General features: G+C 68.6%; 23 protein-coding genes and 1 tRNA gene. 11 read left to right on the top strand and 13 right to left on the bottom strand.

Annotation, left to right across the window (positions count from 1 at the left end; all coding sequences use genetic code 11):
- Positions 1-7 precede the first annotated feature (7 nt).
- The 7 genes from argF to VEC11_RS09035 form a co-directional block, all read right to left on the bottom strand.
- Complete coding sequence (gene argF, locus VEC11_RS09065) at positions 8-874, bottom strand: ornithine carbamoyltransferase (RefSeq protein WP_464130397.1); 867 nt, start codon at positions 872-874, stop codon at positions 8-10.
- Positions 871-1,746: an acetylglutamate kinase gene (argB, locus tag VEC11_RS09060; RefSeq protein ID WP_464130396.1), complete on the bottom strand. Its 876-nt coding sequence runs from the start codon at positions 1,744-1,746 to the stop codon at positions 871-873. Before argB ends, argF begins: the two co-directional genes overlap by 4 nt.
- 118 nt (positions 1,747-1,864) lie before the next feature.
- Positions 1,865-3,025 (bottom strand): bifunctional glutamate N-acetyltransferase/amino-acid acetyltransferase ArgJ, encoded by a 1,161-nt coding sequence (argJ, locus tag VEC11_RS09055; RefSeq protein ID WP_464130394.1) that lies wholly within the window; start codon positions 3,023-3,025, stop codon positions 1,865-1,867.
- A complete protein-coding gene (gene argC / locus VEC11_RS09050; RefSeq protein WP_464130393.1) occupies positions 3,022-4,023 on the bottom strand; it encodes an N-acetyl-gamma-glutamyl-phosphate reductase in 1,002 nt (333 codons plus the stop codon). The genes argJ and argC overlap by 4 nt, the downstream gene beginning before the upstream one ends.
- Positions 4,024-4,151: 128 nt before the next feature.
- On the bottom strand, positions 4,152-4,406 hold the full coding sequence (locus tag VEC11_RS09045; RefSeq protein WP_464130392.1) for a hypothetical protein: 255 nt from the start codon (positions 4,404-4,406) through the stop codon (positions 4,152-4,154).
- A 99-nt stretch (positions 4,407-4,505) separates the two neighbouring features.
- Entirely contained in the window at positions 4,506-6,332 is a 1,827-nt protein-coding gene (locus tag VEC11_RS09040) for a DUF885 domain-containing protein (RefSeq protein ID WP_464130391.1), read from the bottom strand.
- A 28-nt stretch (positions 6,333-6,360) separates the two neighbouring features.
- Positions 6,361-7,674 (bottom strand): metal-dependent hydrolase family protein, encoded by a 1,314-nt coding sequence (locus tag VEC11_RS09035; RefSeq protein ID WP_464130390.1) that lies wholly within the window; start codon positions 7,672-7,674, stop codon positions 6,361-6,363.
- Positions 7,675-7,916: 242 nt separating this feature from the next.
- On the opposite strand from VEC11_RS09035, the gene VEC11_RS09030 reads away from it, so the two are divergent.
- The 5 genes from VEC11_RS09030 (at position 7,917) to VEC11_RS09010 (ending at position 12,957) form a co-directional block, all read left to right on the top strand.
- A complete protein-coding gene (locus VEC11_RS09030; protein ID WP_464130388.1) occupies positions 7,917-10,301 on the top strand; it encodes a TonB-dependent receptor in 2,385 nt (794 codons plus the stop codon).
- A 78-nt stretch (positions 10,302-10,379) separates the two neighbouring features.
- A complete protein-coding gene (locus VEC11_RS09025) occupies positions 10,380-11,624 on the top strand; it encodes an FAD-dependent oxidoreductase (protein WP_464130387.1) in 1,245 nt (414 codons plus the stop codon).
- A gap of 41 nt (positions 11,625-11,665) precedes the next feature.
- Positions 11,666-12,004: an ArsR/SmtB family transcription factor gene (locus VEC11_RS09020; protein ID WP_464130386.1), complete on the top strand. Its 339-nt coding sequence runs from the start codon at positions 11,666-11,668 to the stop codon at positions 12,002-12,004.
- On the top strand, positions 12,001-12,513 hold the full coding sequence (locus VEC11_RS09015; protein WP_464130385.1) for an SRPBCC family protein: 513 nt from the start codon (positions 12,001-12,003) through the stop codon (positions 12,511-12,513). The genes VEC11_RS09020 and VEC11_RS09015 overlap by 4 nt, the downstream gene beginning before the upstream one ends.
- Before the next feature lie 9 nt (positions 12,514-12,522).
- The gene (locus tag VEC11_RS09010) at positions 12,523-12,957 is read left to right on the top strand and encodes a hypothetical protein (protein WP_464130384.1); all 435 of its coding nucleotides are present in this window, start codon (positions 12,523-12,525) and stop codon (positions 12,955-12,957) included.
- Here the strand turns inward: VEC11_RS09010 and VEC11_RS09005 are convergent.
- Positions 12,926-14,605 (bottom strand): M28 family metallopeptidase, encoded by a 1,680-nt coding sequence (locus VEC11_RS09005; RefSeq protein ID WP_464130383.1) that lies wholly within the window; start codon positions 14,603-14,605, stop codon positions 12,926-12,928. The genes VEC11_RS09010 and VEC11_RS09005 overlap by 32 nt on opposite strands.
- A gap of 82 nt (positions 14,606-14,687) precedes the next feature.
- On the opposite strand from VEC11_RS09005, the gene VEC11_RS09000 reads away from it, so the two are divergent.
- The gene (locus VEC11_RS09000; RefSeq protein WP_464130382.1) at positions 14,688-16,868 is read left to right on the top strand and encodes a prolyl oligopeptidase family serine peptidase; all 2,181 of its coding nucleotides are present in this window, start codon (positions 14,688-14,690) and stop codon (positions 16,866-16,868) included.
- Positions 16,868-17,392, top strand: coding sequence for a hypothetical protein (locus VEC11_RS08995; protein WP_464130380.1), 525 nt, complete (start codon positions 16,868-16,870; stop codon positions 17,390-17,392). The genes VEC11_RS09000 and VEC11_RS08995 overlap by 1 nt, the downstream gene beginning before the upstream one ends.
- Before the next feature lie 58 nt (positions 17,393-17,450).
- Here the strand turns inward: VEC11_RS08995 and VEC11_RS08990 are convergent.
- Positions 17,451-17,525, bottom strand: a tRNA-Val gene (locus VEC11_RS08990).
- Positions 17,526-17,577: 52 nt separating this feature from the next.
- Complete coding sequence (gene cpdR, locus VEC11_RS08985; RefSeq protein WP_464130379.1) at positions 17,578-17,955, bottom strand: cell cycle two-component system response regulator CpdR; 378 nt, start codon at positions 17,953-17,955, stop codon at positions 17,578-17,580.
- A gap of 113 nt (positions 17,956-18,068) precedes the next feature.
- Here cpdR and VEC11_RS08980 point away from each other — a divergent pair, with 113 nt between their 5' ends.
- Positions 18,069-18,944, top strand: a complete 876-nt coding sequence (locus VEC11_RS08980) for an N-formylglutamate amidohydrolase (protein WP_464130378.1) — start codon at positions 18,069-18,071, stop codon at positions 18,942-18,944.
- Positions 18,945-19,200: 256 nt separating this feature from the next.
- Here the strand turns inward: VEC11_RS08980 and VEC11_RS08975 are convergent, their stop codons facing one another.
- Entirely contained in the window at positions 19,201-19,995 is a 795-nt protein-coding gene (locus VEC11_RS08975) for a SapC family protein (RefSeq protein WP_464130377.1), read from the bottom strand.
- Between the two features lie 206 nt (positions 19,996-20,201).
- A complete protein-coding gene (locus VEC11_RS08970; protein ID WP_464130376.1) occupies positions 20,202-21,662 on the bottom strand; it encodes an FAD-binding oxidoreductase in 1,461 nt (486 codons plus the stop codon).
- 91 nt (positions 21,663-21,753) lie between these two features.
- On the opposite strand from VEC11_RS08970, the gene VEC11_RS08965 reads away from it, so the two are divergent.
- From VEC11_RS08965 to VEC11_RS08955, 3 genes are all read left to right on the top strand, one after another.
- Positions 21,754-22,206 (top strand): hypothetical protein, encoded by a 453-nt coding sequence (locus tag VEC11_RS08965; protein WP_464130375.1) that lies wholly within the window; start codon positions 21,754-21,756, stop codon positions 22,204-22,206.
- Positions 22,207-22,311: 105 nt separating this feature from the next.
- On the top strand, positions 22,312-23,682 hold the full coding sequence (locus tag VEC11_RS08960; protein WP_464130374.1) for a DEAD/DEAH box helicase: 1,371 nt from the start codon (positions 22,312-22,314) through the stop codon (positions 23,680-23,682).
- A gap of 30 nt (positions 23,683-23,712) precedes the next feature.
- Positions 23,713-24,279: a cysteine hydrolase family protein gene (locus VEC11_RS08955; protein WP_464130373.1), complete on the top strand. Its 567-nt coding sequence runs from the start codon at positions 23,713-23,715 to the stop codon at positions 24,277-24,279.
- Here the strand turns inward: VEC11_RS08955 and tgt are convergent.
- Positions 24,276-25,400, bottom strand: a complete 1,125-nt coding sequence (gene tgt / locus VEC11_RS08950; RefSeq protein WP_464130372.1) for a tRNA guanosine(34) transglycosylase Tgt — start codon at positions 25,398-25,400, stop codon at positions 24,276-24,278. The genes VEC11_RS08955 and tgt overlap by 4 nt on opposite strands.
- Positions 25,401-25,405 lie beyond the last annotated feature (5 nt).

Here is a 25,405-nt window from a genome sequence, read left to right as displayed (position 1 = left end):
GTCCCGGTCATCTCACCCCCGCCAGCCAGGCCAGGGCGCCGCGTGCCGTATGCATGCGGTTCTCGGCCTGCCGCCAGACCGCGCTCCTCGGGCTCTCCATCACCGCGTGCGTCACCTCCTCGCCGCGGCGGGCGGGGAGGCAGTGGAGGAACCAGGCATTGCCGGCCCGCGCCATCAAGGCTTCGTTGACCTGGTAGGCGGCGAAGGCCTGGCGCCGGGCCTCGGCCTCCTCGTCCTGGCCCATCGAGACCCAGACGTCGGTATAGACGAACTCGGCGCCCTCGACCGCCTCGGCCGGATCGGCGACCTGGCGCACGCCATAAGGCGGGTCGCTCAGCCGATAGCCGTCGGGGCTGGCCAGGGTGAGCTCGGCGCCGACCGCGACGCAGGCCTGGGCGAGCGAGCGGGCGACATTGTTGTCGGCATCGCCGATCCAGGCGATGCGCGCTCCCTCCAGCCGGCCGAGCAATTGCTTCACGGTCAGCAGGTCGGCGAGCGCCTGGAAGGGATGATCGCGGTCGGAGAGCAGGTTGGCGACCGGCACCTCCACCGCCCCCGCCATCCTGACGAGGTGGCGATGGTCCATGACGCGGGCGCAGATGATGGCGTGATAGCAGGCGAGCGTGCGGGCGACGTCCTCGGCGCTCTCGCGCGTGTCGATCCCCACCTCCTCCTTCTGGATATAGACGGGATGGCCGCCGAGCTGGACGACCGCCATCTCGGTCGAGTTGCGGGTGCGCGCCGACGGCTTCTGGAAAACCAGCGCCACCCCCTTCCCTTCCAGCGGCCGGCCGAGATCGGTCCGCTCGGACAAAGCGAGGATCTCCGCGACCGCGCCCTCCTGCAGGTCCGCGATGCTCAGCAGATCGGTCATGCCTCTTCCCCCAGGGTCACCATGGTGCCGATGCCCTGGTCGGTCAGCACCTCGATCAGCAGTGCGTGCGGCACGCGGCCGTCGATAATGTGCGCGGATCCGACACCGCCCTCGACCGCGTCGGCGCAGGCGCGCAGCTTCGGGATCATGCCCGCCGACACGCTCTCATGTTCGATCCGGTCGCGCAGCTCGGCCGAGGTCAGACGCTGGATCAGGCTGCTTTCGTCCTTCGGGTCCTCGAGCAGGCCCGGCGCGGCGGTGAGATAGACGATCTTCTCCGCGCCCATGGCGACGGCGATCGCCATCGCCGCCTCGTCGGCATTGATGTTGTAGGGCTGGCCCGACGGGTCGGCGCCGACCGTCGAGACGACGGGGGCGAGGCCCTGGTCGAGCAGGCCGTGCAGGCGCTCGGCGCGGACCTCGGCGACGTCGCCGACGAAGCCCAGAGCGGGATCGCGCGGCCTGGTGATGAGCAGCCCGCCATCCTCGCCCGCGACGGCGACGGCGACCGGATCCCTGGGCGATTCCTTGTTGATCGTCGCCACCAGGTTCCGGCTGACCTCGCCCACCAGCACCATGCGGACGAGGCGCAACGTCTCCGCATCGGTGACGCGCAGGCCGTCGCGGAACTCCGGCTCCTTGCCGACCTGCTTCATCATCGCGTCGACCTGCGGGCCGCCGCCATGGACCAGCACGCAGCGCACGCCGACGGAGCGGAGCAGCAGCACGTCCTGGGCGAGCGCGCGGTCGAGCTCGGCGTCGATCGCTGCGCCGCCCAGCTTCACGATCACGGTCTTGCCGCGGAAGCGCTGGATATAGGGCAGGGCCTCGACGAGGATCTGCGCGGTGCGGGCGGGGCCGATAGCGTTCATGATGTGACCTTCCCCGTCACCCCAGCGGAGGCTGGGGTCGAAGCGGACGTCACGCCGGATGAAGACTCGGCTGGGATGCCAGCCTTCGCTGGCATGACGAAGAAGGAGGCAGAGCGCGTCATGACGTGACCGAATTTTCCTTGATGTAGCCCGGGCCGAGATCGATCCCGATCACCTGCGCGGTGCCCGTACCCGAGCCGAGATCGACCTCGATCTCGATCCGCTCGTTCCGCATGTGCGCGGCGACCGCGGCTTGGTCGTGCGCGATCTCGATGCCGCCGCGCGAGACGGTGATGGCGCCATAAGAAACGGCGCTCCTGTCGCTGTCGAATTCGACTCCCGCGGAACCCGCGGCGCCAAGCAGCCGGCCCCAATAGGGGTCGGAGCCGTACCAGGAGCATTTGACGAGATTGTTCTCGGCGATGTTCTTCGCGGCGATCCGCGCCTCCGCGTCGGAGGCGGCGCCGGTGACGCGGAGCATCACCATCTTGGTCATGCCCTCGGCGTCCTTCGCCATCTGCAGGGTGAGATCCTCGCAGACCCTGTGCACCGCGTCGGCGAATTCGGCGAGATCCGGTTTCCCGGCCCGGCCGTTGGCGAGCAGGATCACGCTGTCATTGGTCGAGGTCGCGCCGTCCACGTTCAGCGTGTTGAAGGTGCGGTCGGCGGCGTCCTTGAGGATGCGCTGCAGGTCGTCGCGGGAGACGTCGGCGTCGGTGGTGAGGTAAGCGAGCATGGTCGCCATGTTGGGCGCGATCATGCCGCAGCCCTTGGCCATGCCGCCGAGCGTGAAGGTCGAGCCCTTCACTACCGCCTCCTTCGGCACATGGTCGGTGGTAAGGATGCCCTTGGCGGCGTCGTGCCCGCCCGCGACCGAGAGCCTTTTCGCGAGCTTCGGCGTCGCCGCGAGGATCACGTCCATCGGCAGGCGCGTGCCGATGATCCCGGTCGAGGAGACGAGGACATAAGCCTTGTCGATGCCGAGCGCCGCGGCCGCCGCCGCGCTCATCGCCTCGGCATCGGCCATGCCTTCGGCGCCGGTGCCGGCATTGGCATTGCCCGAATTGACGATCACGGCCGCCGCCTTGCCGCCGCTCGCGGCGAGCCGGGCGCGGTCCAGCAGCACGGGCGGCGCGACGAACTTGTTTCGGGTGAACACCCCCACCGCGGTGACGGGCTTGCCGTCGTCCGTGGCGATCAGCGCCATGTCATATTTGCGGTGCTTGATCCCGGCATGGCAGCCGGCGGCGACGAAGCCCGGGGCGGCGGTCACGCTCACGGCCAGACTCCGACCCTGGCGAGCCCGGCATCCTCGTCGAGGCCGAGCATCAAATTCGCGCACTGGATCATCTGGCCGGCGGCTCCTTTCACGAGATTGTCGAGCGCCGCCAGGGCGAGCACCCGGCCGGTGCGCGCGTCATAGCGGGCGGTGAGATGGACGGCGTTCGAGCCGAGGGTCCATTTGGTCGAGGGCGCCCTGTCAGAGACGTGGATGAAGGGCTCGCCCGCATAAGTCTCTCTCAACGCGGCAAGCGGGTCGCAGGCCCCCCTGGCGATGGCGGTGCAGGTCGCGAGGATGCCCCGGTTCATCGGCGCTAGGTGCGGCGTGAACAGGATCTTCCCGCCCAGCTCCATCTCCATCTCGGCCGTGTGCCGGTGGTTGAGCAGGCCATAGGCGTTCATATTCTCGTCGACCGTGTTGAAATGGGTAATGTCCTTGAGGCCTTTGCCCGCCCCGCTGACGCCCGAGGCGGCGTCGACCGTGATCGTGTCGGGATCGATGAGGGGAAGCAGCGGCCTGAGCGCCAGGATCGCCGAGGTCGGGTAGCAGCCTGCGGCCGCCACCGTCCTCGAGCCGGCGATCGCGTCGCGGTGCAGCTCCGGAATGCCGTAGACGAAGCGGCCCATGAGGTCGGGCGCCTGATGCGGCTCCTTGTACCAGCGTTCATAGCTGGCCGCGTCGTTCAGGCGAAAGTCGGCGCCCAGGTCCACGAAGGGGATGCCCCGCGCGATCATCTCTGGCGCGACCGCCTGGCTGTGGCCATGGGGCAAGGCCGCGAAGACCAGATCGGCGCCGTCCAGCGCCGCCGGCTCGAACCGCTCGACCCGCGCGTCGGGATAGCCGAGCGCGAGATGGGGATGCACGTCGGCCAGCGGCATGCCGGCCTGGCTGTCCCCGAACAGGCGCGTGGGCGTGAGATGGGGGTGCGCAGTGCAGAGCCGCAGCAGCTCCGCGCCGACGAATCCCGAGGCGCCAAGGATCGCAACGTCAACCATCAGGCTGCCTATATGCAATCTCTTGCATAATTATTCAACAACGAATCAACCGTTCCGGAGCAAAATCCGCTGAAAATAAAAACGCCCCGGCAAGCCGGGGCGTTTCAATCCGGAAAACCCGGAAGCGGTTACGGGCTCTCGGGGCCCTCATCGTCGCTGGTCAGCTCGATGATGCCCCAGATGATGAGGCCGAGCACGACGGCGCCGATGAGATAGATGCCGATGCCGTTGCGATCGTCGAGCGCGCTGGCCTGCGGGGCCACGGCACCCGCGCGAACCGGCGCGTTACTGAGGCTCAGCGGCTGCGCGGTCTGGGCGACGGCGGCGCTACTTGCGGTGAGAACCGACACGGCGACGACTGCCGCCAATTTCCTAGAAAGCATTACAACCTCCCACACATATGAGTTCGGAATTCCCACCGACCCCCGACGCTCAATAGTCAATTTTCGTTTTGGTTCCACGTCTTTTTTTTGAAGTTTCGGTTAAGCGAGCCGGGCGCGCGTCCAGTCCGCCACGACCGTCGCCAGCACCTCCAGTGGCATGTCGCTGTTCTGGAGGACGGCATCGTGGAAGCCCTTGAGGTCGAAACGGTCGCCGAGCCGGGCCCGTGCCTCCTCGCGCAGCCGCACGAACTCGTTATGGCCGACCTTGTAGCTGCAGGCCTGGCCCGGCCAGACCACGTAGCGCTCGATCTCGCTGGTCGAGCTCAGCTCGTCGAGACCGACATTCTCCATGAAATAGCGGATCGCCTGCTCCCGGCTCCAGCCCCTGGCATGCATGCCGGTGTCGGTGACCAAGCGGGCGGAGCGGTACATGAAGCTCTGGATCATGCCGAGCTTGCCGATCTGGTAGTCGGCATACATGCCCATCTCGTCGGCGAGCTGCTCGGCATAGAGGCCCCAGCCCTCGCCATAAGCGGCGATCCCGATATTGCGGTGAAGCAGCGGGATGGACTGGTTCTCGATCGCAAGTGAGCCCTGCCAGAGATGGCCCGGTATCGCCTCATGATGGTTGAGCGTCGGCAGCGCCCATTTCGGCCAGGAGCGGGTGTCGCGCAGGTTGATGTAGAAGGCGCCGGGCCGCGAGCCGTCCAGGCTCGGCCCCTGCGCATAGCCGCGCGGCGCGCCCAGCTCGATCGCCGGCGGGACGCGCTTGATCTCCATCGGCGAGCGCGGGATCGTCGCGAAATAATCGGGCATGCGCGCCTTCACCCGGTTCATCCAGGCGGTGAGGTCGGCGATGATCTGCGCGCGGCCCGCCTCGGTATTCGGGTAGAGATGGCGGTCCTGCCGGCTGAGCGCGGTGATCCGCGCGCCGACGCTCCCCTGCGTGAGACCTTCGGCGCGCAGCAGGGGCTCGGCCTGGGCGCTGAGCTCGGCGATCTGGCGCAGGCCGGTCTCGTGCACCTCGTCTGGGCTCATGCCGGTCGACGTGTGGTAGCGCAGGCACTGGGCGTAGAAGGTGGCCCCGCCGGGCAGCCGGCTCGCCGCCGGATTGTGGCCGGCGCCGCGGCGCAACTCGGTCAGCAAGGCAAGCTGCCGGTCGAGCGCGGCGGCGAGGCGGCCGTCGACGATCGCGGTCGCCTGGCGCGCCCAGTCGCCCTCGATATTCTTCTCGCGGGTCCGGCGGACCAGCGACTGGACGAGATCGGCCCGCTCGCCGCGCTGCCCGCGCAGCGACCGCGTCTGGGCGATGGTCTTGTCGAGGATGAAGTCGGGCGGGACCACGCCGCGGCCCGCATCGGCCCGGCTATGCTCGACCTCGAGATCGATGTTGCGCGCGAACGCCTCCAGCCGGGCGACATAGGCGTCGGCATCGGCCCTCGTCTCGATCTTGTGCTGGCTGTCGAGGAAGTCCGGCACGCTCTGGTAGGAGCCGGTCAGCTGCGAGAGCACATAGGGCACCGGATAGCCGTCGAACGTTCCCCAGGGCGTGCGCGACACCTCCTCGACCCGCTCGCCGAGCCAGAGGACCGAATCCAGGAAGGCCTTGTCCCGCCCGGTGAGGCCGCCGCCGGCCATCCGCCGCAGCACCGGCAATTGCTCGACCAGCGGCCGGTAGCCGCCCAGCTTGCCGGCCGGGCCCGACGGGCTCAGCCTGCTCTTGAGATCCGCATTGGCGCCGGTGTCGAGGCCCAGGCCGGTCGCCAGCTCCGGGCTCCCGCGCAGCATCGCCTGGAAGATCCGGTCGTAGAGCTGGCGGGCGTCGCCGGGGCCGGAACGGGGGACTACGGCACAGCCGCCGAGGGCCAGCGCGCCTGTCGCCGCGGCGCTGCAGAGCAGGAACTGGCGGCGGTCGAAACCTGTCATCGATACTCTCCCTGTTATCTCATTCTTCTTATTCCGCGCGATGGACGCGCCCCCTCGCCATCACGAAGCTCATCTGCCGGAGTACCCCGACGTCGGCCAGCGGATTGCCACGGACGGCGACGATGTCGGCGCTCTTGCCGGGCTCGATCGTGCCGGCCTCGCCCGAGATGCCGAGCAGGTCTGCGGCGTTGACCGTCGCCGCGACGATCGCGGCCATCGGATCCATGCCGTGCTGGACCATCAGCAGGAACTCGTCGGCATTGCGGCCGTGCATCGAGACGCCGGCATCGGTGCCGAAGGCGATCCGCACACCCGCGGGAAAGGCGCGGCGCAGCGCCTGGCCGGTGATCCCGATCCGCCAGCGTATCTTCTCCAGCACCTCGCCCTGATAGGCGTTCGGATTGGCGGCGAGCCGCTCGCGATAGCCGTTCACCGTCGACAGGGTGGGGACGTAATAAGCGCGGCTCTGCCGGAACAGGCGGATGCTCTCGTCGTCCATCAGCGTGCCGTGCTCGATCGAATCGGCGCCGACGCGCAGCGCGAGGTTGATGCCGTCGGCGCCATGGGCGTGGACGGCGACCTTCTTGCCGTAGAGATGGGCGGTCTCGACAATCGCCCGCGCCTCGTCCTCCAACATCTGCGCGCCGAGGCCGAGGCCGATCCGGCTGTTCACGCCGCCTGTGGTGGCGATCTTGATGACGTCGACGCCGCGGGCGATCTGCCGGCGCACCGCACGGCGGCAATCGTCGGCCCCGTCGCAGGTCGAGCCGGCGCTGCGCAGTGCCTCGTGAAACTCCTCGCGGACGCCGAGCGTGTCGTCCATATGGCCGCTGGTCGTCGAGATCGAGGTGCCGGCATCGACGATCCGCGGGCCCACCGCCCAGCCCCGGTTGACCGCATCGCGCAGCGCCAGGGTGATCCCGTCCGGCGAGCCCAGGTTGCGAACCGTGGTGAAGCCCGCGTCCAGCGTCTTGCGGGCGTTCCAGGCGGCCTCGTAGCTGCGCAGCGCCGCGCTGTCAGTGAAGTCGGCGAGCTGGCCCTCGACGCCGGCCCGGTCCGAGACCAGGTGGACATGGCTGTCGATCAGCCCGGGCAGGACGAAGCGGTCAGAGAGGTCGATCAGCCGCCCGCCCGCGGGCACCGGCGCGAAGCCGTCCTGCACCGCCTCGATCCGGCCGCCCCGGACGATGATGCTCGCCCGTTGCCGCGGGGGCCGCCCGGGCCGGTCGAGCAGGGTGCCGGCATGGATCACGATGACCGGCTCGGCGGCCGGCGGCTGCGCGGAGGAGGAGAGCGGGAGAAACAGGGCGAACAGCAGCGTCAGGATCAGGGTGGGGCGCAAGGCTGGGTCCTCCGGCAAAAGCGCGGGGACGATAGCGGATCGCCATCCTCCGCCAAGTGCGAAACGACGAACGACGCGGGCGCGCGCCGCGCCGCAAGGTCAAGGGGCCGTTAAGCTATTGTTGCGCCGCAGCAACAGTCTGATCCAGATTGTTGCGTCATAGTTACAGCGCCATTGTGGCGAGTCCGCGCGCGGGGTTATCAGTCTTTCGTTCTGCCAGAGAAACCATTGCAGGAGTTTTCATGCCCCGGACCATGCTGAACCGCCGCGCCGCGTCTTTCACCGCCGTGTCGCTGCTGGCCCTCGCCTCCGCCACGCCCGCCTTCGCGCAGGACGAGCCGGCTCCCGCAACGCAGGATGAGCAGGAAGTCGTGGTGACCGCGACCCTGCGGGCGCAGAATCTCCAGGACATCCCCTTCTCGATCAACGCGCAGACCGAGGAAGACATTCGCCGCTCGGGCGCGACTACGATTGAAGACCTCTCGCGCAACGTCGCGGGCCTGCAGATCCAGAATCTCGGGCCGGGCCAGAGCCAGGTCGCCGTCCGCGGCGTCGCCGCCGGCCAGATCGTCCGCGACCAGCCGGGCGTGAAGGAGCAGGTCGGCGTCTATCTCGACGACAGCGTGATCTCGCTGTCGCTGTTCACCCCCGACCTCGATCTCTACGATCTCAACCGCGTCGAGACGCTGCGCGGCCCGCAGGGCACGCTGTTCGGTTCGGGCTCGGTCGGCGGCACGATCCGCTACATCACCAACCAGCCCAGCCTGACCCGCACCGAGGGCTCGCTGGAAGCCAACATCAACCTGCTCGACGGCGGCGACATCGGCGGCGCTTTGCGCGGCATGGTCAACCTGCCGGTCGGCGAGGACGTGGCAGTCCGCGCGGTCGGCTATTACACCCGTTATGGCGGCTTCATCGACGCGGTCGGCCCGGCCGGCGGCGAGAATGTCAATGACGGCTACCGGGCCGGCGGCCGTATCGCCATCCGGCTGCAGCCGGCGGACAATATCACGATCACGCCGCGCATCCTCTACCAGGAGATCGACGCGAACGGCTTCAACCGGCAGGAGGTGTACAACCTCTACTCGAATCCGTTCACCAATCCGCCGCGCGTCTTCAACGAGCGCGAGCAGTATCTGCTGCTGCGGGAGAATTTCAGGGACCGTACCTTCATCGCCGACCTCAACATCGCCGTCGAGCTCGGCGACGTCACCCTGACCTCCATTTCCTCCTACGTGAACCGCGATCTCACGGTCAGCCGCGACGCCAGCGCGCTCACGGGCTCGGTCTCGGTCGACCTCGGCTTCTCCAACGCCGCGGTCAATCTGCCCTCCAACCTCGTTGACACGACGGATCTGGAGACCTTCACGCAGGAGGCCCGGCTGGCGACGAACAGCGACGGGCCCTTCAACTTCGTTGCGGGCATCTTCTACGCCCACACCGCACGCTTCTACCGCCAGCGCCTTCCCACACCGGGCTATGACGCGGCGACCGACGCTGCGCTTGGCGCCGGTACCGCCGCGGCCACGCGCAACGGCTTCCCAGCGGATTCGCCCTATAATGCGGACCTGCCTTATTCGATCGACCAATATGCCGCGTTTGCCGAGGCGACTTGGGACATCACCTCCCAGCTGCACCTCACCGCGGGCGGCCGCGTCTACGACTTCTCGGAGACGCGCCGGTTCAAGTCGGGCGGCCTCTTCTCCAACCTGGACAACCGCGTCGACGAAACCTCGTCGAGCGGCTTCAATCCACGTTTCATCCTGAGCTACGAGCCGGCGGAGAATATCCGGATCAATGCCCAGGCCTCGAAGGGCTTCCGGCTCGGCGGCGTCAACGACCCGCTGAACCTGCCGCTCTGCACGCCGACCGACGCGGCCCTGTTCGGCGGCTTCCAGTCCTATGAGGACGAGACGCTCTGGAACTACGAGGTCGGGGTCCGTGGCCGCCGTGGCGGCGTCAGCTTCGCCGCTGCCGCCTTCTACACCGACATGAACAACCTGCAGGTCACCCTCGATGCGGGCTCCTGTTCGTCGCGCATCGTCTTCAACGTGCCCGAGGCGCACAGCCAGGGCCTGGAGTTCGAGCTGTCGGCCGAGCCGGTCGAGGGCCTGAACTTCTCGGTCAACGGCACCATCCTGGAGGCGGAGTTCGACACGACGCTGCCGGGCGTGCTGGCGGCGACCACCGGCATCCGCGACGGCAACCGCCTGCCGTCCGTGCCGAAGTTCCAGCTCTCGGCGAGCGCGAGCTACGAATTCCCGGTCGCCGACAATGCCCAGGCCTATGTCGGCGCGTCGTTCCAGCATGTCGGCAGCCGCTACACGCAGCCGAGCGACCAGGAGAACAACCCGCGCACCTTCGTCCACGGCCTGCCGTTCAACGGCGCTCCGGCCAATGCGGCAACGGTCATCGACCTGCGGCTTCCGTCCTACGACTACATCAACCTCTCGGCGGGGGTCGACTGGGACAACGGCTTCGGCGTGATGGTCTACGTCACCAACCTGACCGACGAGAATGCGCTGCTCTCCTTCGACCGCGAGCGCGGCGGGCGGGCGCGGCTCGGCTTCAACGTCGGCCAGCCCCGCACGTTCGGCATCACGCTCCGCAAGCGCTTCGGCAACTGACGGACGCGTTGACAGGCTGACCTGAACAGGCGACCCCTCCCCGGAAACGGGGAGGGGTTTTCTGTTTCCGGAGAAGCCATGGCCGAGATGACCCGCCGTTCGCTGATCCTGACCGGCGCCGCTGCCGCCGCTACGCTCCCGGGTTCGCTCCGGGCGCAGTCGCCGCGCAGCGGCCGCTGGGACGCCGTCGTCATCGGCGCCGGCGTGTTCGGCGCCTGGACCGCGAAGAAATTGCAGGAGGCCGGCAAGCGCGTCCTCCTGCTCGACGCCTGGGGGCCGGCCCATGCCCGCGCTTCCTCGGGCGGGGAATCGCGGCTGATCCGGGCAGGCTATGGCGCCGACGCCATCTACACCCGCATGGCCTGGGAATCGCTGCCCGAGTGGCGCGCTTTGTCTGGGCGCGCCGGTCTGCCGATCTTCCACGAGATCGGCGTGCTGTTCTTCGCGCCCCGGATCGACGACTATTTCCGCGGGGCGATCGAGGCCCATCGGCAGCTCGGGCATCCGATCGAGGTGCTGGACGGTGCCGCGCTCAGGCGGCGCTTCCCGTCGATCGACTTCACCGGCATCGACGCCGGCCTATACGAACCGGGCTTCGGCGCGCTGATGGCGCGGCGCGCGGTGCAGACCCTGGTCGCCGAGTTCGTCCGGGCCGGCGGCGAATATCGGCAGGAGGCGGTGCAGCCGCCCACCGACGCCCCGGTGCGCGATACGATCCTCACCGCGACCGGCGAGATCATCACGGCCAATGTCTTCGTCTTCGCCTGCGGCCCTTGGCTCGGCAAATTGTTCCCCGATCTGCTCGGCCGGCGGATCTTCCCGACGCGGCAGGAGGTATTCTTCTTCGCGCCCGAGGCCGGCGACACCAGCTACGCGCCCGGGCGGCTGCCGGGCTGGGCCGATTTCAACGACGGCGACATCTATTACGGCTTCCCGGACCTGGAGGGCCGCGGCTTCAAGATCGCCCATGACGCGCATGGCGCGCCCGTCGATCCCGACACCAATGACCGCGCCTTCTCCCGGCAGGCGCTGGCCGACGTGCGCGCCTTCATGGCCCGCCGCTTCCCGCGCCTTGCCACCCGGCCAATGACCGAGGCGCGCGTCTGCCAATATGAGAACAGCTCGAACGGCGATTTCCTGATTGACCTGCACCCGCGCTGGGAGAGCGTGGTGCTGGTCGGCGGCGGCTCGGGCCACGGCTTCAAGCACGGGCCTGCGGTCGGCCGCTACGCCGCCGAGCTCGCGCTCGGCCGGCTGGCCACGCCCGAGCCACGCTTCAGCCTCGCCACCAAGGCCGAACAGGCCAACCGCGCCGTGCACTGAGCGGATTGACATATCGGGTAAACCCGATGTATTGACCGGCCATGGCCAGGCCGTCCCTCGAATCGTCTCCGTTCGGCGCGATCGCGCATCCGACCCGCCGCGCGGTGCTCGACCTGCTGCGCAGCGGCGAGCGGAGCGCCAGCGCGCTGCGCACCACGCTGGCGCCCAAGGCGAGCCAGCCGGCCTTCTCGGAGCATCTCTCGGTCCTCGCCCGCGCCGGCCTCGTCCGGGCCCGGCCGCAGGGGCGGGAGCGCATCTACTCCCTGAGCGCGAAGCCGCTCGCCGAGGCCTTCGACTGGCTGAAGCCCTATGAGGAATTCTGGGACGAAAGGCTGGCGAAGCTCGGCGACTATCTGGACCGGAAAGCGAGGCCCCAATGAAGTCCTTCCGACGGACCGCGACCTACAAGCACGGGATCGAGGATTTGTGGACCGCGCTCACCGATCCCTATGCGCTCGCCGAATGGCTGATGCCGGTCACCGCCTTCGAGCCGAAGGTCGGCAGCAAGTTCCGCTTCCAGTTCGATCCGGAGCGGCTCTGCCCGTCGGGGATCGTCGACTGCGAGGTCGTCGAGGCCGAGCCGCCGCACCGCCTCGCCTGGTCGTGGCAGCACCGCGCGGCCGAGGGCGAGAAACAGGCGCCGCCGATGCGGGTCGAATGGACGCTGACGCCGGTCGCGGGCGGCACCAGGCTCGAGCTGGTACAATCCTATGAGGGCCAGCCCTGGAAGATCACCTTCGCGATGGGCGTGGGCTGGCGCTTCTACCTGCGCATGTTCCTCCCAAAGGCGCTGAGGAACGTCAGCGAAGGCGCCTTCCGGAGGGGCGCGATCCCGCTGAAGAAGCGGTCGTACAAGGCGACGAACCTGCCAGAGGACGTCATCGTTTAGGAGGAGAGGATGAAGCGGCGCGATTTCCTGCTCGTTCCCGCGGCTGCGCTCGGCGTCATGGTCGCGAATGTGGCGATCAGCTTCGCCATGGTCTGGGTCTATTCGACCTTCATCAGACCGGGCCAGCCGCTCTCCCATTATGAAAGCTTCGCTGGCGCGGCCGCGCCGATCGGCAGCGTCGTGGCGGGCATGCCGTTGATGCTCCTCGCCGGTTATCTGCTCGGAAAGGGACGCGAGAAGCGCGGCGCCCTGCTCGCGGCCGGGGCAACCGCCCTGGTCTATATCCTTCTCGACCTCGCGATCCTGATCGGCGCACATGCGGTCGGCTCGATCTGGTTCTGGGCGGCGCTTTCCTGGGGGACCAAGCTGGCGGCGGCCTTGGCCGGCGCGGCGCTTGCGCTTCACCCGGGGGCTAGCGCCGCAGCTGCGCCGTCCGTTCCCTGACCGCGCGGAACTCCGAGGCCCGGCGCCACTGCGGCCAGGCGCGGCTGTTCGCCAGGTCCATGCCGATCCGGTAGGCGAGCGAGACGTCCTGTGCGGCGCCGCGCAAGTCCCAGCCGGGGGACCATTCGTCGCAGGTCTGGTGATAGCAGCGGGCGGTAAACTCGCTCACCCAGCGGTCGCCGGCTTCCCGGCCGCCGGTCACCAGGTCCGCGCCGCCGCCAAGCGCCATCAGCAGCAGGACCGGCACGCCGCGCTTGGCGAGCGGGAAATGGTCGGCGCGGTAGAAGAGGCCGCGCTGCGGCTGTGCGTCGGGCGTGACCCGGCGGCCCTGCAGGGCGGCGTGCCGCGCCATGAGGTCCTCGAGGTCGCTCTGCCCCTGCCCGATCAGGATCACGTCGCGCGACGGACCGGCCGACTGCAGCGTATCGAGCGTCAGGTTCGCGACCATGTGGTCGGCCGGATAGAGCGGATTGGCGGCATAATATTCGGAGCCGAGCAGCCCCCTCTCCTCCGCGGTCCAGGCGGCGAAGAGCAGGGTGCGCTGCGGGCGCGGGCCCGCTTTGGCCAGGCGCGCGATTTCGAGCAGGCCGGCGATGCCGAGCGCGTCGTCGTGCGCGCCGTTGCGGATCGTGTCGCCATTCGCGTCGGCGGGGCCGGCGCCATAAGCGTCCCAGTGGCCGGAGAACATGACCGTCTCGTTCGGCCGCCGCGCGCCCGGCAGGCGGGCGATGACGTTGCGGCTTTCGACATGCTGGACCTGCGCGATCAGGCTGGTCGAGAAGGTCGCCCCGAGGTCGATCGGGCGGAAGCCGGCGACGCGGGCCTGCCGCTTCACGGCCTCGAAGTCGTGCCCCGCGCGGCGCAGGAGGTCGACCGCGACCTGACGCTGGATCCAGCCCTGCAGCAGCACCGGCGGACGCGCGCCCGCTGCGAGGCGCACCGCATAATTCTCGCCGGCCGGCGCCTGCACCGTGTTCCAGCCATAGCCGGCGCCCTCGGTCTCGTGGATCACGAGCGCGCCGATCGCCCCGCGCCGCGCCGCTTCCTCGAACTTGTAGGTCCAGCGGCCATAATAGGTCATCGCCCGCCCGCCGAAGCGGCCCGCCACCGCATCCCCCGCCGCCGCCTCGAAATCCGGGTCGTTGACCAGGAAGACCGCGATCTTGCCGCGCAGGTCGACATTGCCGAAATCGTCCCAGCCGCGCTCCGGCGCGGTCACGCCGTAGCCGACGAATATCATCTGCGCATTCTCGATGCCGACGACCGGCACGTCGCGCACGGTGCTGACGTAGATGTCCGCCGGAGAGCGCAGCGTCAGCCGCTCGCCGTGCGTCGCGATCGTGAACTCCGCGCGCTCGGGCACGCGCGTGCGGATCAACGGAACGGTCTGCGTCCAGCCGCCATGCTCGCCGCCCGGCTCGAGCCCGAGCACGCGGAACTGCTCGATCAGCCAAGCGATCGTCCGCGTCTCCCCCTCGGTGCCGGGCGCGCGGCCCTGGAGTTGGTCCGAGGCGAGCTCGCGCGTCCATTCGGAGAGCCGCTGCGGCTCGACCGGTGCGAAGGAGGCGGGCGAGGCGGGATCGGCGGCCTGGCTGCCCGCCATGGCGGGCAAAGCGAGGGCGAGGAGCGGAAGCAGGAGCTTGTGCATGGGGCGTCTCATTGGCGCTTTTCGCGGAACGCACAAGCTTGCTAGATGACGCACCGCTCAAGCTCGAAGGTGCCCTCCGCCCATGCGACTGCTCCCCGCTTTGCTCTTCATTCCCTTCGCCACGGCCGCTCTGGCAGGGTCGATTTCTTTGGCTCAGCCCGCCCCGCTCCAGAAGATCGTCTATCCGGCGACGCAGCGCGGCGACACGGTCGAGACCCAGTTCGGCGAACGCATCGCCGATCCCTACCGCTGGCTCGAGAATGACGTCCGGCAGGATCCGAGGGTCCGCGACTGGGTGACCGCGCAGAATGCGGCGACCAACGCCTTCCTGACCCAGCTCCCCGGCCGCGCGGCGATCCGCGCCCGCATGACCCAGCTCTACAATTACGAGCGCTTCGGCATGCCGGAGAAGGCCGGCAATTTCTATTTCTACACCCGCAATGACGGCCTGCAGAACCAGGCGGGCCTCTATGTGCGCGAGGGGATCAACGGGACGCCCCGCATCCTCATCGATCCCAACAACTGGTCCGGCGACGGCGCCACCGCGCTCGGCGAATGGGATCCGTCGGAGGACGGGCGCTACCTGCTCTACGGCATCCAGGACGGCGGCACCGACTGGCGGATCCTGCGCGTCATCGACGTCGCCACCGGCCGGCAGCTGCCCGACGAGATACGCTGGGTGAAATTCTCCAACATCGACTGGGCGAAGGACGGCTCCGGCTTCTTCTACTCGCGCTTCCCGCAGCCCAATGCGGCGAGCCAGTTCCAGTCGCTCAACGAGAATCACAGCATCTACTTCCACCGGCTCGGCACCCCGCAGAGCCAGGACCGGCTGGTCTATGCGACGCCGGACCGGCCTCGCCAGTCGAACAACGGCGAGGTCTCGGAGGACGGAAAATGGCTGATCGTCACCTCGTCGGAGGGCACGGACGCCCGGCACGAGATCAGCCTGATCGACCTCACCGACCGCAATGCGCGGCCGCGCCGGATCATCACCGGCTTCACGCATGAGTGGGACTATCTCGGCAACAGCGGCGACGTCTTCTACTGGCGCACCAACGAGGGCGCGCCGCGGCAGCGGATCGTCTCCACCGACGTGTCGCAGCCGACTCTGACGATTCGCGAGCTCGTGCCGGAGGACGCGGCGACCCTGGACGACGCCTCGATCGTCGGCCGGCAGCTGATCGCGGAATATCTGGTCGACGCGAAAAGCGAGGTCCGCACCTTCACGCTGGACGGCCGCCGCACCGGCACGATCCGCCTGCCCGAGGCGATCGGCAATGCCGGCGGCTTCAGCGGCCATCAGGACAGCAGCGAGACCTTCTACAGCTTCACCAGCTTCGCCCGCCCCACCGCGATCTACCTTTATGACAGCGCGACCGGGCGGACGACGCCCTTCGCCGAGCCGCGCGTGGCCTTCAACCCGCGCGACTTCACCGTCCGGCAGGTCTTCTACACGTCGCGCGACGGCACGCGCGTGCCGATGTTCCTGGTCCACCGCCGCGGCCTTTCCCTGCGCCGTCGGCACCCGACCCTGCTCTACGCCTATGGCGGCTTCAACGCGACCGAGCTACCCCGCTACCAGCCGCGCTGGATGACCTGGGTGGACATGGGCGGCGTGCTCGCCGTGGCGAACATCCGTGGCGGCGGCGAATATGGCCAGGCCTGGCACGATGCCGGCCGCCGCGCCAACAAGCAGAACGGCTTCGACGACTTCATCGCCGCCGGCGAATATCTGATCCGCCAGCGGATCACGAGCAGCCGGCAGCTCGCCGTCGAGGGCCGCTCGAACGGCGGGCTGCTGGTCGGCGCGGTCGTGAACCAGCGGCCGGACCTTTTCGCCGCCGCTTTGCCCACGGTCGGGGTGATGGACATGCTGCGCTTCGACCGCTTCACCGCAGGCCGCTACTGGGTGGACGATTACGGCTATCCCAACCGCGAAGCGGACTGGCGCGTGCTCAGGGCCTATTCGCCCTATCACAATATCCGCAGCGGCGTGCGCTATCCGCCCGTCCTCGCCACGACTGCCGACACCGACGACCGCGTCGTCCCCGGCCACAGCTTCAAGTACATCTCCGCCATGCAGCATGCCGATCCCAACGGCGCGCCCCACCTGATCCGCATCGAGACGCGCGCCGGCCACGGCTCCGGCAAGCCGACCGACAAGCAGATCGAGGAGTTCACCGACATGTACGCCTTCATCGCCCATTTCACGGGGATGCGGGTGCCGGCGGTGGCGCCGGCGCGGCGGGCCAGGCGCTGATGGGCGGGCGGGCGCTGCTGGCCGCCCCGGCGCTGGCGGGGGCGCCCCTGTTCATCGCGCCGGATCGAAGCGTCGAGGCGGCGCAGGTGCACGACGCGCCGGGCAGCCTCTGCGCGACCAACGAAGTCGTGATCTTCCACTGCGCCGTCGGGCGGAAGATGCTCTCGGTCTGCGGCGGCCGCCGGCCGATGCCGCACGCGCAATATCGCTTCGGCACGCCCGGCGACATCGAGCTGGCCTTCCCCGGTCCCGACCAGAGCGGCCTTTCCTGGGCGCGCGAGGCCTATTCGGGCGGCGGCGCGCTGCAGATCGGCTTCTCGAATGGCGGCTACGACTATGCCGTCTACAGCCGGACGGTGCGGACCGGCTTTCGCGGCCGCAACAACCCGCATTTCTCGGACGGAATCATGGTCCGGCGCGGCGGCCGGCTGCTCGCGAACCGGTCCTGCACGAGCGAGGTCCGCGGCGACGCCCGGCCGGAGGAATTCATGCCCGAGGGCCGGATGACGGCTTGGCCCGACTAGGCCGCCGCGCATGAAAAAGGCCAGCAACCCTTTGGGGGCACTAGCCTTTTTGCGTAACTGGTGGGCGTGGCAAGGATTGAACTTGCGACCCCTGCGATGTCAACACAGTGCTCTACCACTGAGCTACACGCCCATAAGGAGCGCGCCATGTAGCGAGGGGTAAGGCGCGGCGCAAGCCTGCCGGATCACAATCTGCCGTGCTGGTCCTCGGTCATGAACATGCGCTCCACTTCGGCGACCAGGTCACGCAGGTGGAAGGGCTTGGAGAGGACCTTGGCATCGGGCGTCTTGCGTCCCGCCTTCAGCGCGACCGCGGCGAAGCCGGTGATGAACATGACGCGGATATCGGGCGCGATCTCGGCCGCTTTCTGGGCGAGCTCGATGCCGTCCATCTCGGGCATGACGATATCGGTGAGCAGCAGGTCGAACGGCTCGCTCTCGAGCAAAGGCAGCGCCGCGAGGCCGTTGTCCACCGCGACGACATGATAGCCGGTCCGCTCCAGCGCGCGGGCCAGATAGACCCGCATCGATTCGTCGTCTTCCGCGAGCAGGATCCTGATCATCGTTCGCTTATTCCCTTGGCGGCGCGGTTATGCGCGAAGGATGCACGTTTTGCCATATGCCACGGCGCCCCCGATTGCACCTGTCCCGGAGCGGGCCTAATCAGGGAACGGACATGACCGAGTCCCCTCTCCCCCCTTTCTTCCGGATCGGGCCCGAACGGCCCGCTTCGCCCGTCATCCTGTCGGTACCGCATGCCGGCCGCGATTATGGGCCGTACCTGCTGAACGCCACCCGACTGCGCAAGGACGTGCTGGAGACGCTGGAGGACAGGCTGGTCGACCGGCTGATCTGGCGCGCGACCGCTTTGGGCATGACCGCCTTCGTCGCCCGCGCGCCCCGGCTCGAGATCGACCTGAACCGCGAGGAACGGGAGATCGACCCCTCGCTGATCGCGCCCCCGCTCGCCGCGGGCGGGCTCGTCCAGTCGGCGCGGACGCGGGGCGGCCTCGGCCTGATCCCGTCGCGGATCACCGGCTCCGGCCCGATCTGGCGCGAGCGCATCCCGCGCGCCGAGCTGGAGCGGCGGATCGCGACCATCCACCAGCCCTATCACGCGGCCCTGTCCGACGCTTTGGCCACGGCCCGGCAACGGTTCGGCGATGCGGTGCTGCTCGACTGCCACTCCATGCCGCCGCGCCACCGGCCGGACAATGACGGCGCCCGCCCGGCGACGATCGTGTTCGGCGACCGGCACGGCACGACGATCGACGGCGACCTGCTCGACGCGGCGATGACGGCCTCCCGCGCCATGGGCTACCGCACCGCCTGTAACGCGCCTTATGCGGGCGGCTATATCGTCGCCCGGCACGGCAAGCCGGCCGCGGGCGTGCATGCCCTGCAGCTGGAGATCGACCGCTCGGCCTATCTGGATGCGGATCTGAAGACGCCGGGGCCTGGCTTCGAGGGCATGGCGCGGCTCATCGCCGGGGTCGCCAAGGCGATCGAGCAGAGGCTGCTCAGCGGCCAGCAGGCGCTGGCGGCGGAATAAGAGCCACTCACGCGCACAAAAAAATGACCGCCTCACGTTTCCGTGAGGCGGCCAGGTTCAGGGAGGTGCGGTCCCCGCTTGCGAAAGGGACCGCGTAGCGCCGGCGTAAAGGGGGGGTACGGCGGCGCTGAACCCAAGATAATGAGCGTTAATCCCGTTTCAAGAGGAAACGGGCCAAAATTTTTCCGAGCAATAACAGCCTGTTCCCCGGCTCCGGCCGGGGTCAAGCCTTGCCCGATTCAGGCTGGTCGCAGCCTCAGGCGTTGCCCTGCGGGGCCAGCGCCGCCGACTGCTCGGGCACCTTGCCCTGCTGCATCTGCCGGCCGAAGACCTCGCGGATCAAGGGCAGCGAGAAGAGGTGCGCGACGATCAGCGGCATGATGCCGTTCTGGTTGATCTTGCGCAGCGCGTCCCCGTTCAGGTCGCGGAACTTCTCCTCGTCGACCATCCGGAAGCCCCGGTAGAGGAAGGGCTGCGGCGCGTCGTTCGGCTGGATCGTGACCTCGCCGTCGATCAGCAGGCCCAGCTCGCCCAGCTCCTTGATGAAGGCGCTGGTGCGCTGCGCCGCCACCTCGAAGTCCTCGCAGAATTTCAGGATGCCGTTCAGCGTCTGGCTCGGCTTGTCGCCGTCGAACAAGGGCTCGCCCTCGATATTCTCGCCGATCAGGTCGCTCGACGGATCGTAGCAGAGCGACAGCTCCTCGGCGCTCTGGTCGAGCTTGGCGAGGAGATAGGGATAGCGGCGGACATAGGCCGGGATGTAGACCGGATTGTGCGGCATGCCGTCCTCGTTGACGAAGACGTTGACGCCCTCGTTCAGCCCCATCAGCGCCAGCGGCACCGGATTGTCGCCGGCCGAGAAGACGATCGGATAGTGGCGCTGCGCGGTGATGAACTCGTCGATGGTCAGCGGGATCGCATTGGCCGTCGCGAGATAGGGCGCGCGGTCGGCCGGGCGGACCTTGAAGTTGGAATGGATCGTGCTCGAGAGCGGCGCCAGGTTGTTGTAAAAGACCGGCAAATTGGGCGGGGGCGGCGGCAGGGTCGCCATATCTGATTCTCCATGACTTTTCGGGAGCGGCCCTTGAGACCGCACGGAAACCGGGGCCACCGTCTATTGGTGAACGTGGCCTTGTGCAAGACTCTCCTCGCGCGGACGCGAAAGACCAAAAGAGTCATCCCGGTGAAAGCCGGGACCTATGAAAGCCGCTTCATTCAGATGGCGAGGGCTTCGTGCTCCGACCACGGTCTCCGGGTTCACAGGTCCCCGCTTTCGCCGGGATGACTCGAAGCTTCGAAGGGCACCAGCTTGCCCGGATTCATGATCCCCTTCGGGTCGAGCGCTTGCTTGATCGCGCGCAGCGCGTGCAGCCGCGCCGGGTCGGCGAGCCGGCCGAGCTCGGCCAGCTTCATCTGGCCGATGCCGTGCTCGGCCGAGATCGAGCCGCCGGCGCGGGTGACGAGGTCATGGACATATTGGCTGACCGCCTCGCCTTCCGCCTCGAGCCAGGCCGGCCCCGCGCCTTCGGGGGCGCGGACGTTGAAATGGACATTGCCGTCGCCGAGATGGCCGAAGGCGTTGACACGCGTGCCGGGGAAGCGCGCCTCCACCGCCGCGGCCGCCTCGGTCATGAACCCCGCCATCGCCTCCACGGCGACCGAAATGTCGTGCTTCGTCGCCGGGCCGTCCTGTTTCTCCGCCTCGGAAATGGAATCGCGCAGGCGCCAGAAAGCCCCGGCCTGCGCCTCGCTCGCCGCGATCACGGCATCGGCGGCGATGCCCGTCTCCAGCGCCGAGCGCAGCCCCTCGTAGAGCAGGGGCTCGGGGCCGGGCGCCGACATGGGCGAGACCGCCTCGATCAGCACGTTCCAGGGCGCCGGTGTCGCCAGCGGCGCGCGCGTCCCCGGGACATGCGCGAGCACCAGCTCCAGCGCGCTCCGCGGCACCAGCTCGAAGCTCTCGATCGCCTCGCCCATGGTCGCCTCGAGATGACGGAGCAGCGTCATCGCCTTCGGCGCGGTCTCCACGCCCACCCAGGCCACCGCCCGCTCACCGATGGCGGGCACGAGCCTCAGGCTGGCGGCGGTGACGATGCCGAGCGTGCCTTCCGCCCCGATCAGCAGCTGCCGCAGATCATAGCCGCGATTGTCCTTGCGGAGCGCGGCCAGGCCCTCGAACAGGCTGCCGTCCGGCAGCACCGCCTCGAGCCCGAGCACGAGCGCGCGCATCGGCCCGAAGCGCAGCACCTGCGTGCCGCCCGCATTGGTGGAGACGAGCCCGCCGATCGTCGCCGAACCGCGCGCGCCCAGGGTCAGGGGAAAGCGGCGGCCGACCGCCAGTGCCTGCTCGTGCAGCTCGGCAAGGATCACGCCGGCCTCGCAGACCGCGATGCCGGCTGCGGCGTCGAGGCTGCGGATCCGGTTGAGGCGGGCCGTCGAGACGAGGAATGAAGTCCCCGAAGCGTCGGGCGTCGCGCCGCCGACCATCGACGTGTTGCCGCCCTGCGGGACGAGCGGGGCACCGGCCGCGGCGCAGAGCGCGACGATCCCCGCGACCTCCGCTGTGCTCGCCGGCGAGAGCAAGGCGGCCGCCTTGCCATGATAGCGGCCGCGCCAGTCGCTGAGCCGGGGCACCAGCGCGGTGGGATCGGTGCTGAACCCCTTCGGACCCAGCAGGTCCCGCAGCTTGCCGAAGAGGGCGTCCCGATCATAGACCATGGCTTGCGGATAATATGAGCCGGAGGGGCGGGCAAATTAATCCCATGTTCAAGCTGGCCCGTCGATGCCGGGGCACAATGAAGGTTCGGACATGATCCGGGTGGCCGGTGCCGCCCTGCTTCTGCTTGTTTCCACCGGGAACGGCGACGATCAGGCGCGCCAGCCGCCGCCGCGACCCGGCGTGACCGTCCACCAGCAATTCATCATCCGCGTCTCCCCCATTCCCCGTGCCGGCAACCGCATGGGCAATATCCGGCAGAACGTCGCCTGGCAGGAGGAGCGCGGCCCGCGCTGCATCCCGGTCCGCCAGATCCTCGGCGCCGCCCAGATCGGCCAGGAGAGCATCGACCTGGTGCTCAGGGACGCGACCCGCATCCGCGCCCGGCTGGAGCGACGCTGCGTCGCCATGGATTATTATTTCGGCGTCTATGTGCGGCCCAATGCCGACGGCATGATCTGCGCCGACCGGGACGAATTCCGCGCCCGCTCGGGCGGCTCCTGCGGCATCGAGCGCTTCCGCCTGCTGCGCCCGCGCGAGCCCTAGGGCCGACCGCCGCACCGCTGATTCCTTGACATTGACGCGCCGCGCGTACAGGTGCTCGCGCGTGAAACGCCCGTGCCACAAGCGGGCGCCAATCCCGGACAGACAATGACCTTCGCCGATCTCGGCCTCTCAGACGAATTGCTCCGCGCGGTCGCGGAGTCGGGCTATGACGAGCCCACGCCCATCCAGCGGCAGGCCATCCCGTCCGTGCTGATGATGCGCGACATCGTCGGCATCGCACAGACCGGGACCGGCAAGACCGCCGCCTTCGTGCTGCCGATGATCGACATTCTCGGCCAGGGCCGCAGCCGCGCCCGCATGCCGCGCTCGCTGATCCTCGAGCCGACCCGCGAGCTGGCCATGCAGGTCGCGGAGAATTTCGAGAAATACGGCAAATATCACAAGCTCAACATGGCGCTCCTGATCGGCGGCACCAACATGGCCGACCAGATCAAGAAGCTGGAAAAGGGCGTCGACGTGCTGATCGCCACGCCCGGCCGGCTGATGGACCTGTTCGGCCGCGGCAAGATCCTGCTCACCGGCTGCGACCTGCTCGTCATCGACGAGGCTGACCGGATGCTCGACATGGGCTTCATCCCGGACATCGAGGAAATCTGCTCCAAGCTCCCGAAGAACCGCCAGACCCTCCTGTTCAGCGCGACCATGCCGCCGGTGATCAAGAAGCTGGCCGACAAGTTCCTGACCAATCCCAAGCAGATCGAGGTCGCACGGCCGGCGCAGACCAACACGCTGATCGAGCAGCGCCTGGTGCGGGTCGATTCACGCAAGAAGCGCGACACTTTGGCCGACATGCTGCGGAGCGACGACGTCCGCACCGCGATCGTCTTCTGCAACCGCAAGACCACGGTGCGCGAGCTCACCACCAGCCTGAAGCGCGGCCATCTCAAGGTGGGCCAGATCCATGGCGACATGGAGCAGCGCGACCGCATCGCCGAGCTGGAGCGCTTCAAGGCCGACGAGATCAACATCCTGATCGCCTCGGACGTCGCCGCGCGCGGCCTCGACATCAAGGGCGTCAGCCACGTCTTCAACTATGACGTGCCCTGGCATCCGGACGATTATGTCCACCGCATCGGCCGCACCGGCCGCGCAGGCAAGACCGGCACCGCCATCACCCTCGTCACCCGGGAGGATGCGGAGTCGATCGACAATATCCAGAAGCTCACCGGCACGAAGATCGCCGAGCTGGACGGCGGCAAGGCAGAAAAGCCGGCCCGAACGGACAGCGGGCGGGAAGAGCGCGAGGAGCGGGAGGAACGCCCGCGCCGGGGCCGCGAGGAGCGCGAGGAGCAGGAAGAACGCCCGCGCCGGGGCCGCGAGGAGCGCGCGGAAAAGCGGAAGCCCGAAACGCGCGAGCGCCCGCCGCGGCGCGACCGGCGCGACGAGCCGGAGGCGGACGACGGCGGCTGGAACGGCCCGGTGCCGAGCTTCCTTGGCAAGGGCTTCGGCGGCTGAAATGCGCCGGGGCGGAGGTCCGATCCGGTCATGAGGCCGGACCTGTCCCGCATCGTCCTGCTGCCGATCGACGTGCAGCGCGGCTTCGACGATCCCAGCTGGCCGGTGCGCTGGAACACGGCGATGGAGGCGAACGGCCGCGCCCTGCTGGCGCACTGGCGGACAGCCGGCGCACCAATCGTCCATGTCCGCCACGATTCGGTGCAGCCCGGCTCCACGCTGGCACCCGGCCATTGGGGCAATGATTTCCGCGAAGGTTTCGAACCGCTCGAGGGCGAGCCCGTGGTCTCGAAAAGCGTCAACTCGGCCTTCATCGGTACCGACCTCGACCTGCGGCTGCGGCGGCTCGGCGCGGAGGGCATAATTGCCTTCGGCATCTCTACCGACATGTGCGTGTCGACCACGATCCGCACCGGCGCGAACATGGGCTGGGCGATGACGCTGGTCGCCGATGCCTGCGATTGCTTCGACCTGCCTGACGGCAATGGGGGCGCCATTCCGGCGCGCACGATCCAGGCCGCCCACGTCGCGACGCTCGGCGCAGAGTTCTGCAAGGTGGTTTCGACCGCCGACCTGATCGGCGGCGCCTCGCCCTAGGAGACCGCCGGTCCTTTGTACCGGTCGCGAAAAGCCGCCGCATAAGCGGCGAGCCGGCCCTCCGCGATGGCGGCGCGCAACTCCTGCATCAGCCGCTGGTAGAACCAGAGATTATGCTCGGTCATCAGCATCGCGCCGAGAATCTCGCCCGAGCGGACGAGATGGTGAAGATAGGCTTTCGACCAGGGCGCGGTCGGCGAATCCGGATCGAGCGGCGCCTCGTCCTCGGCGAACTTCGCGTTGCGGATGTTGAGCGGGCCGTCCCGGGTGAAGGCCTGGCCGGTGCGGCCCGAGCGCGTGGGCAGCACGCAATCGAACATGTCGATGCCGCGCTCGACTGCGCCGACGATGTCGTCCGGCTTGCCGACGCCCATCAGATAGCGCGGCCGGTCTTCGGGCAGCTGGCCCGGCGCATAATCGAGGCAGGCGAACATCGCCTCCTGCCCCTCCCCCACGGCGAGGCCGCCCACCGCATAGCCGTCGAAGCCGATCCCGGTCAGCGCCGCCGCCGAGGCCTGACGCAGGCCCTCGTCCAGCCCGCCCTGCTGGATGCCGAACAAGGCGCCCTCGTTGCCGAGCGCGTCGAAGGCCTCGCGCGACCGGCGCGCCCAGCGCATCGAGCGCTCCATTGCCACGACCTGCGCGTCGCGGCTTTCCGTGGTCTTGATCAGCTGGTCGAAGGCCATGACGATGTCGGAGCCGAGCAGGGTCTGCACTTCCATCGAGCGCTCGGGCGAGAGCATGTGCCGACTGCCGTCGAGATGGCTGGCGAAGGTGACGCCCTCCTCGCTGAGCCTGGAGAGTTCCGAGAGGCTCATCACCTGATAGCCGCCGCTGTCGGTCAGGATCGGCCGCTCCCAGCCCATGAATTGATGCAGCCCGCCGAGCCGCGCGATCCGCTCGGCGCCGGGGCGGAGCATCAGGTGATAGGTGTTGCCGAGAATGATGTCGGCGCCCGAGGCGCGCACGTCGGCCGGCTTCATCGCCTTCACCGTCGCCGCGGTCCCCACCGGCATGAAGGCGGGCGTCCTGATCTCGCCGCGGCGCATGGCGAGCGTGCCGGTCCGAGCCTTGCCGTCGGTGGCGGCGATGGAGAATTTGAAGCGCGGGTGGTCGGCCATGACCG

It is taken from the genome of Allosphingosinicella sp. (assembly GCF_035626655.1).
GTDB lineage: Bacteria > Pseudomonadota > Alphaproteobacteria > Sphingomonadales > Sphingomonadaceae > Allosphingosinicella.
The sequence above is the reverse complement of the archived record's forward strand: the minus strand, read 5'-3'. Positions and strand labels throughout refer to the sequence as shown.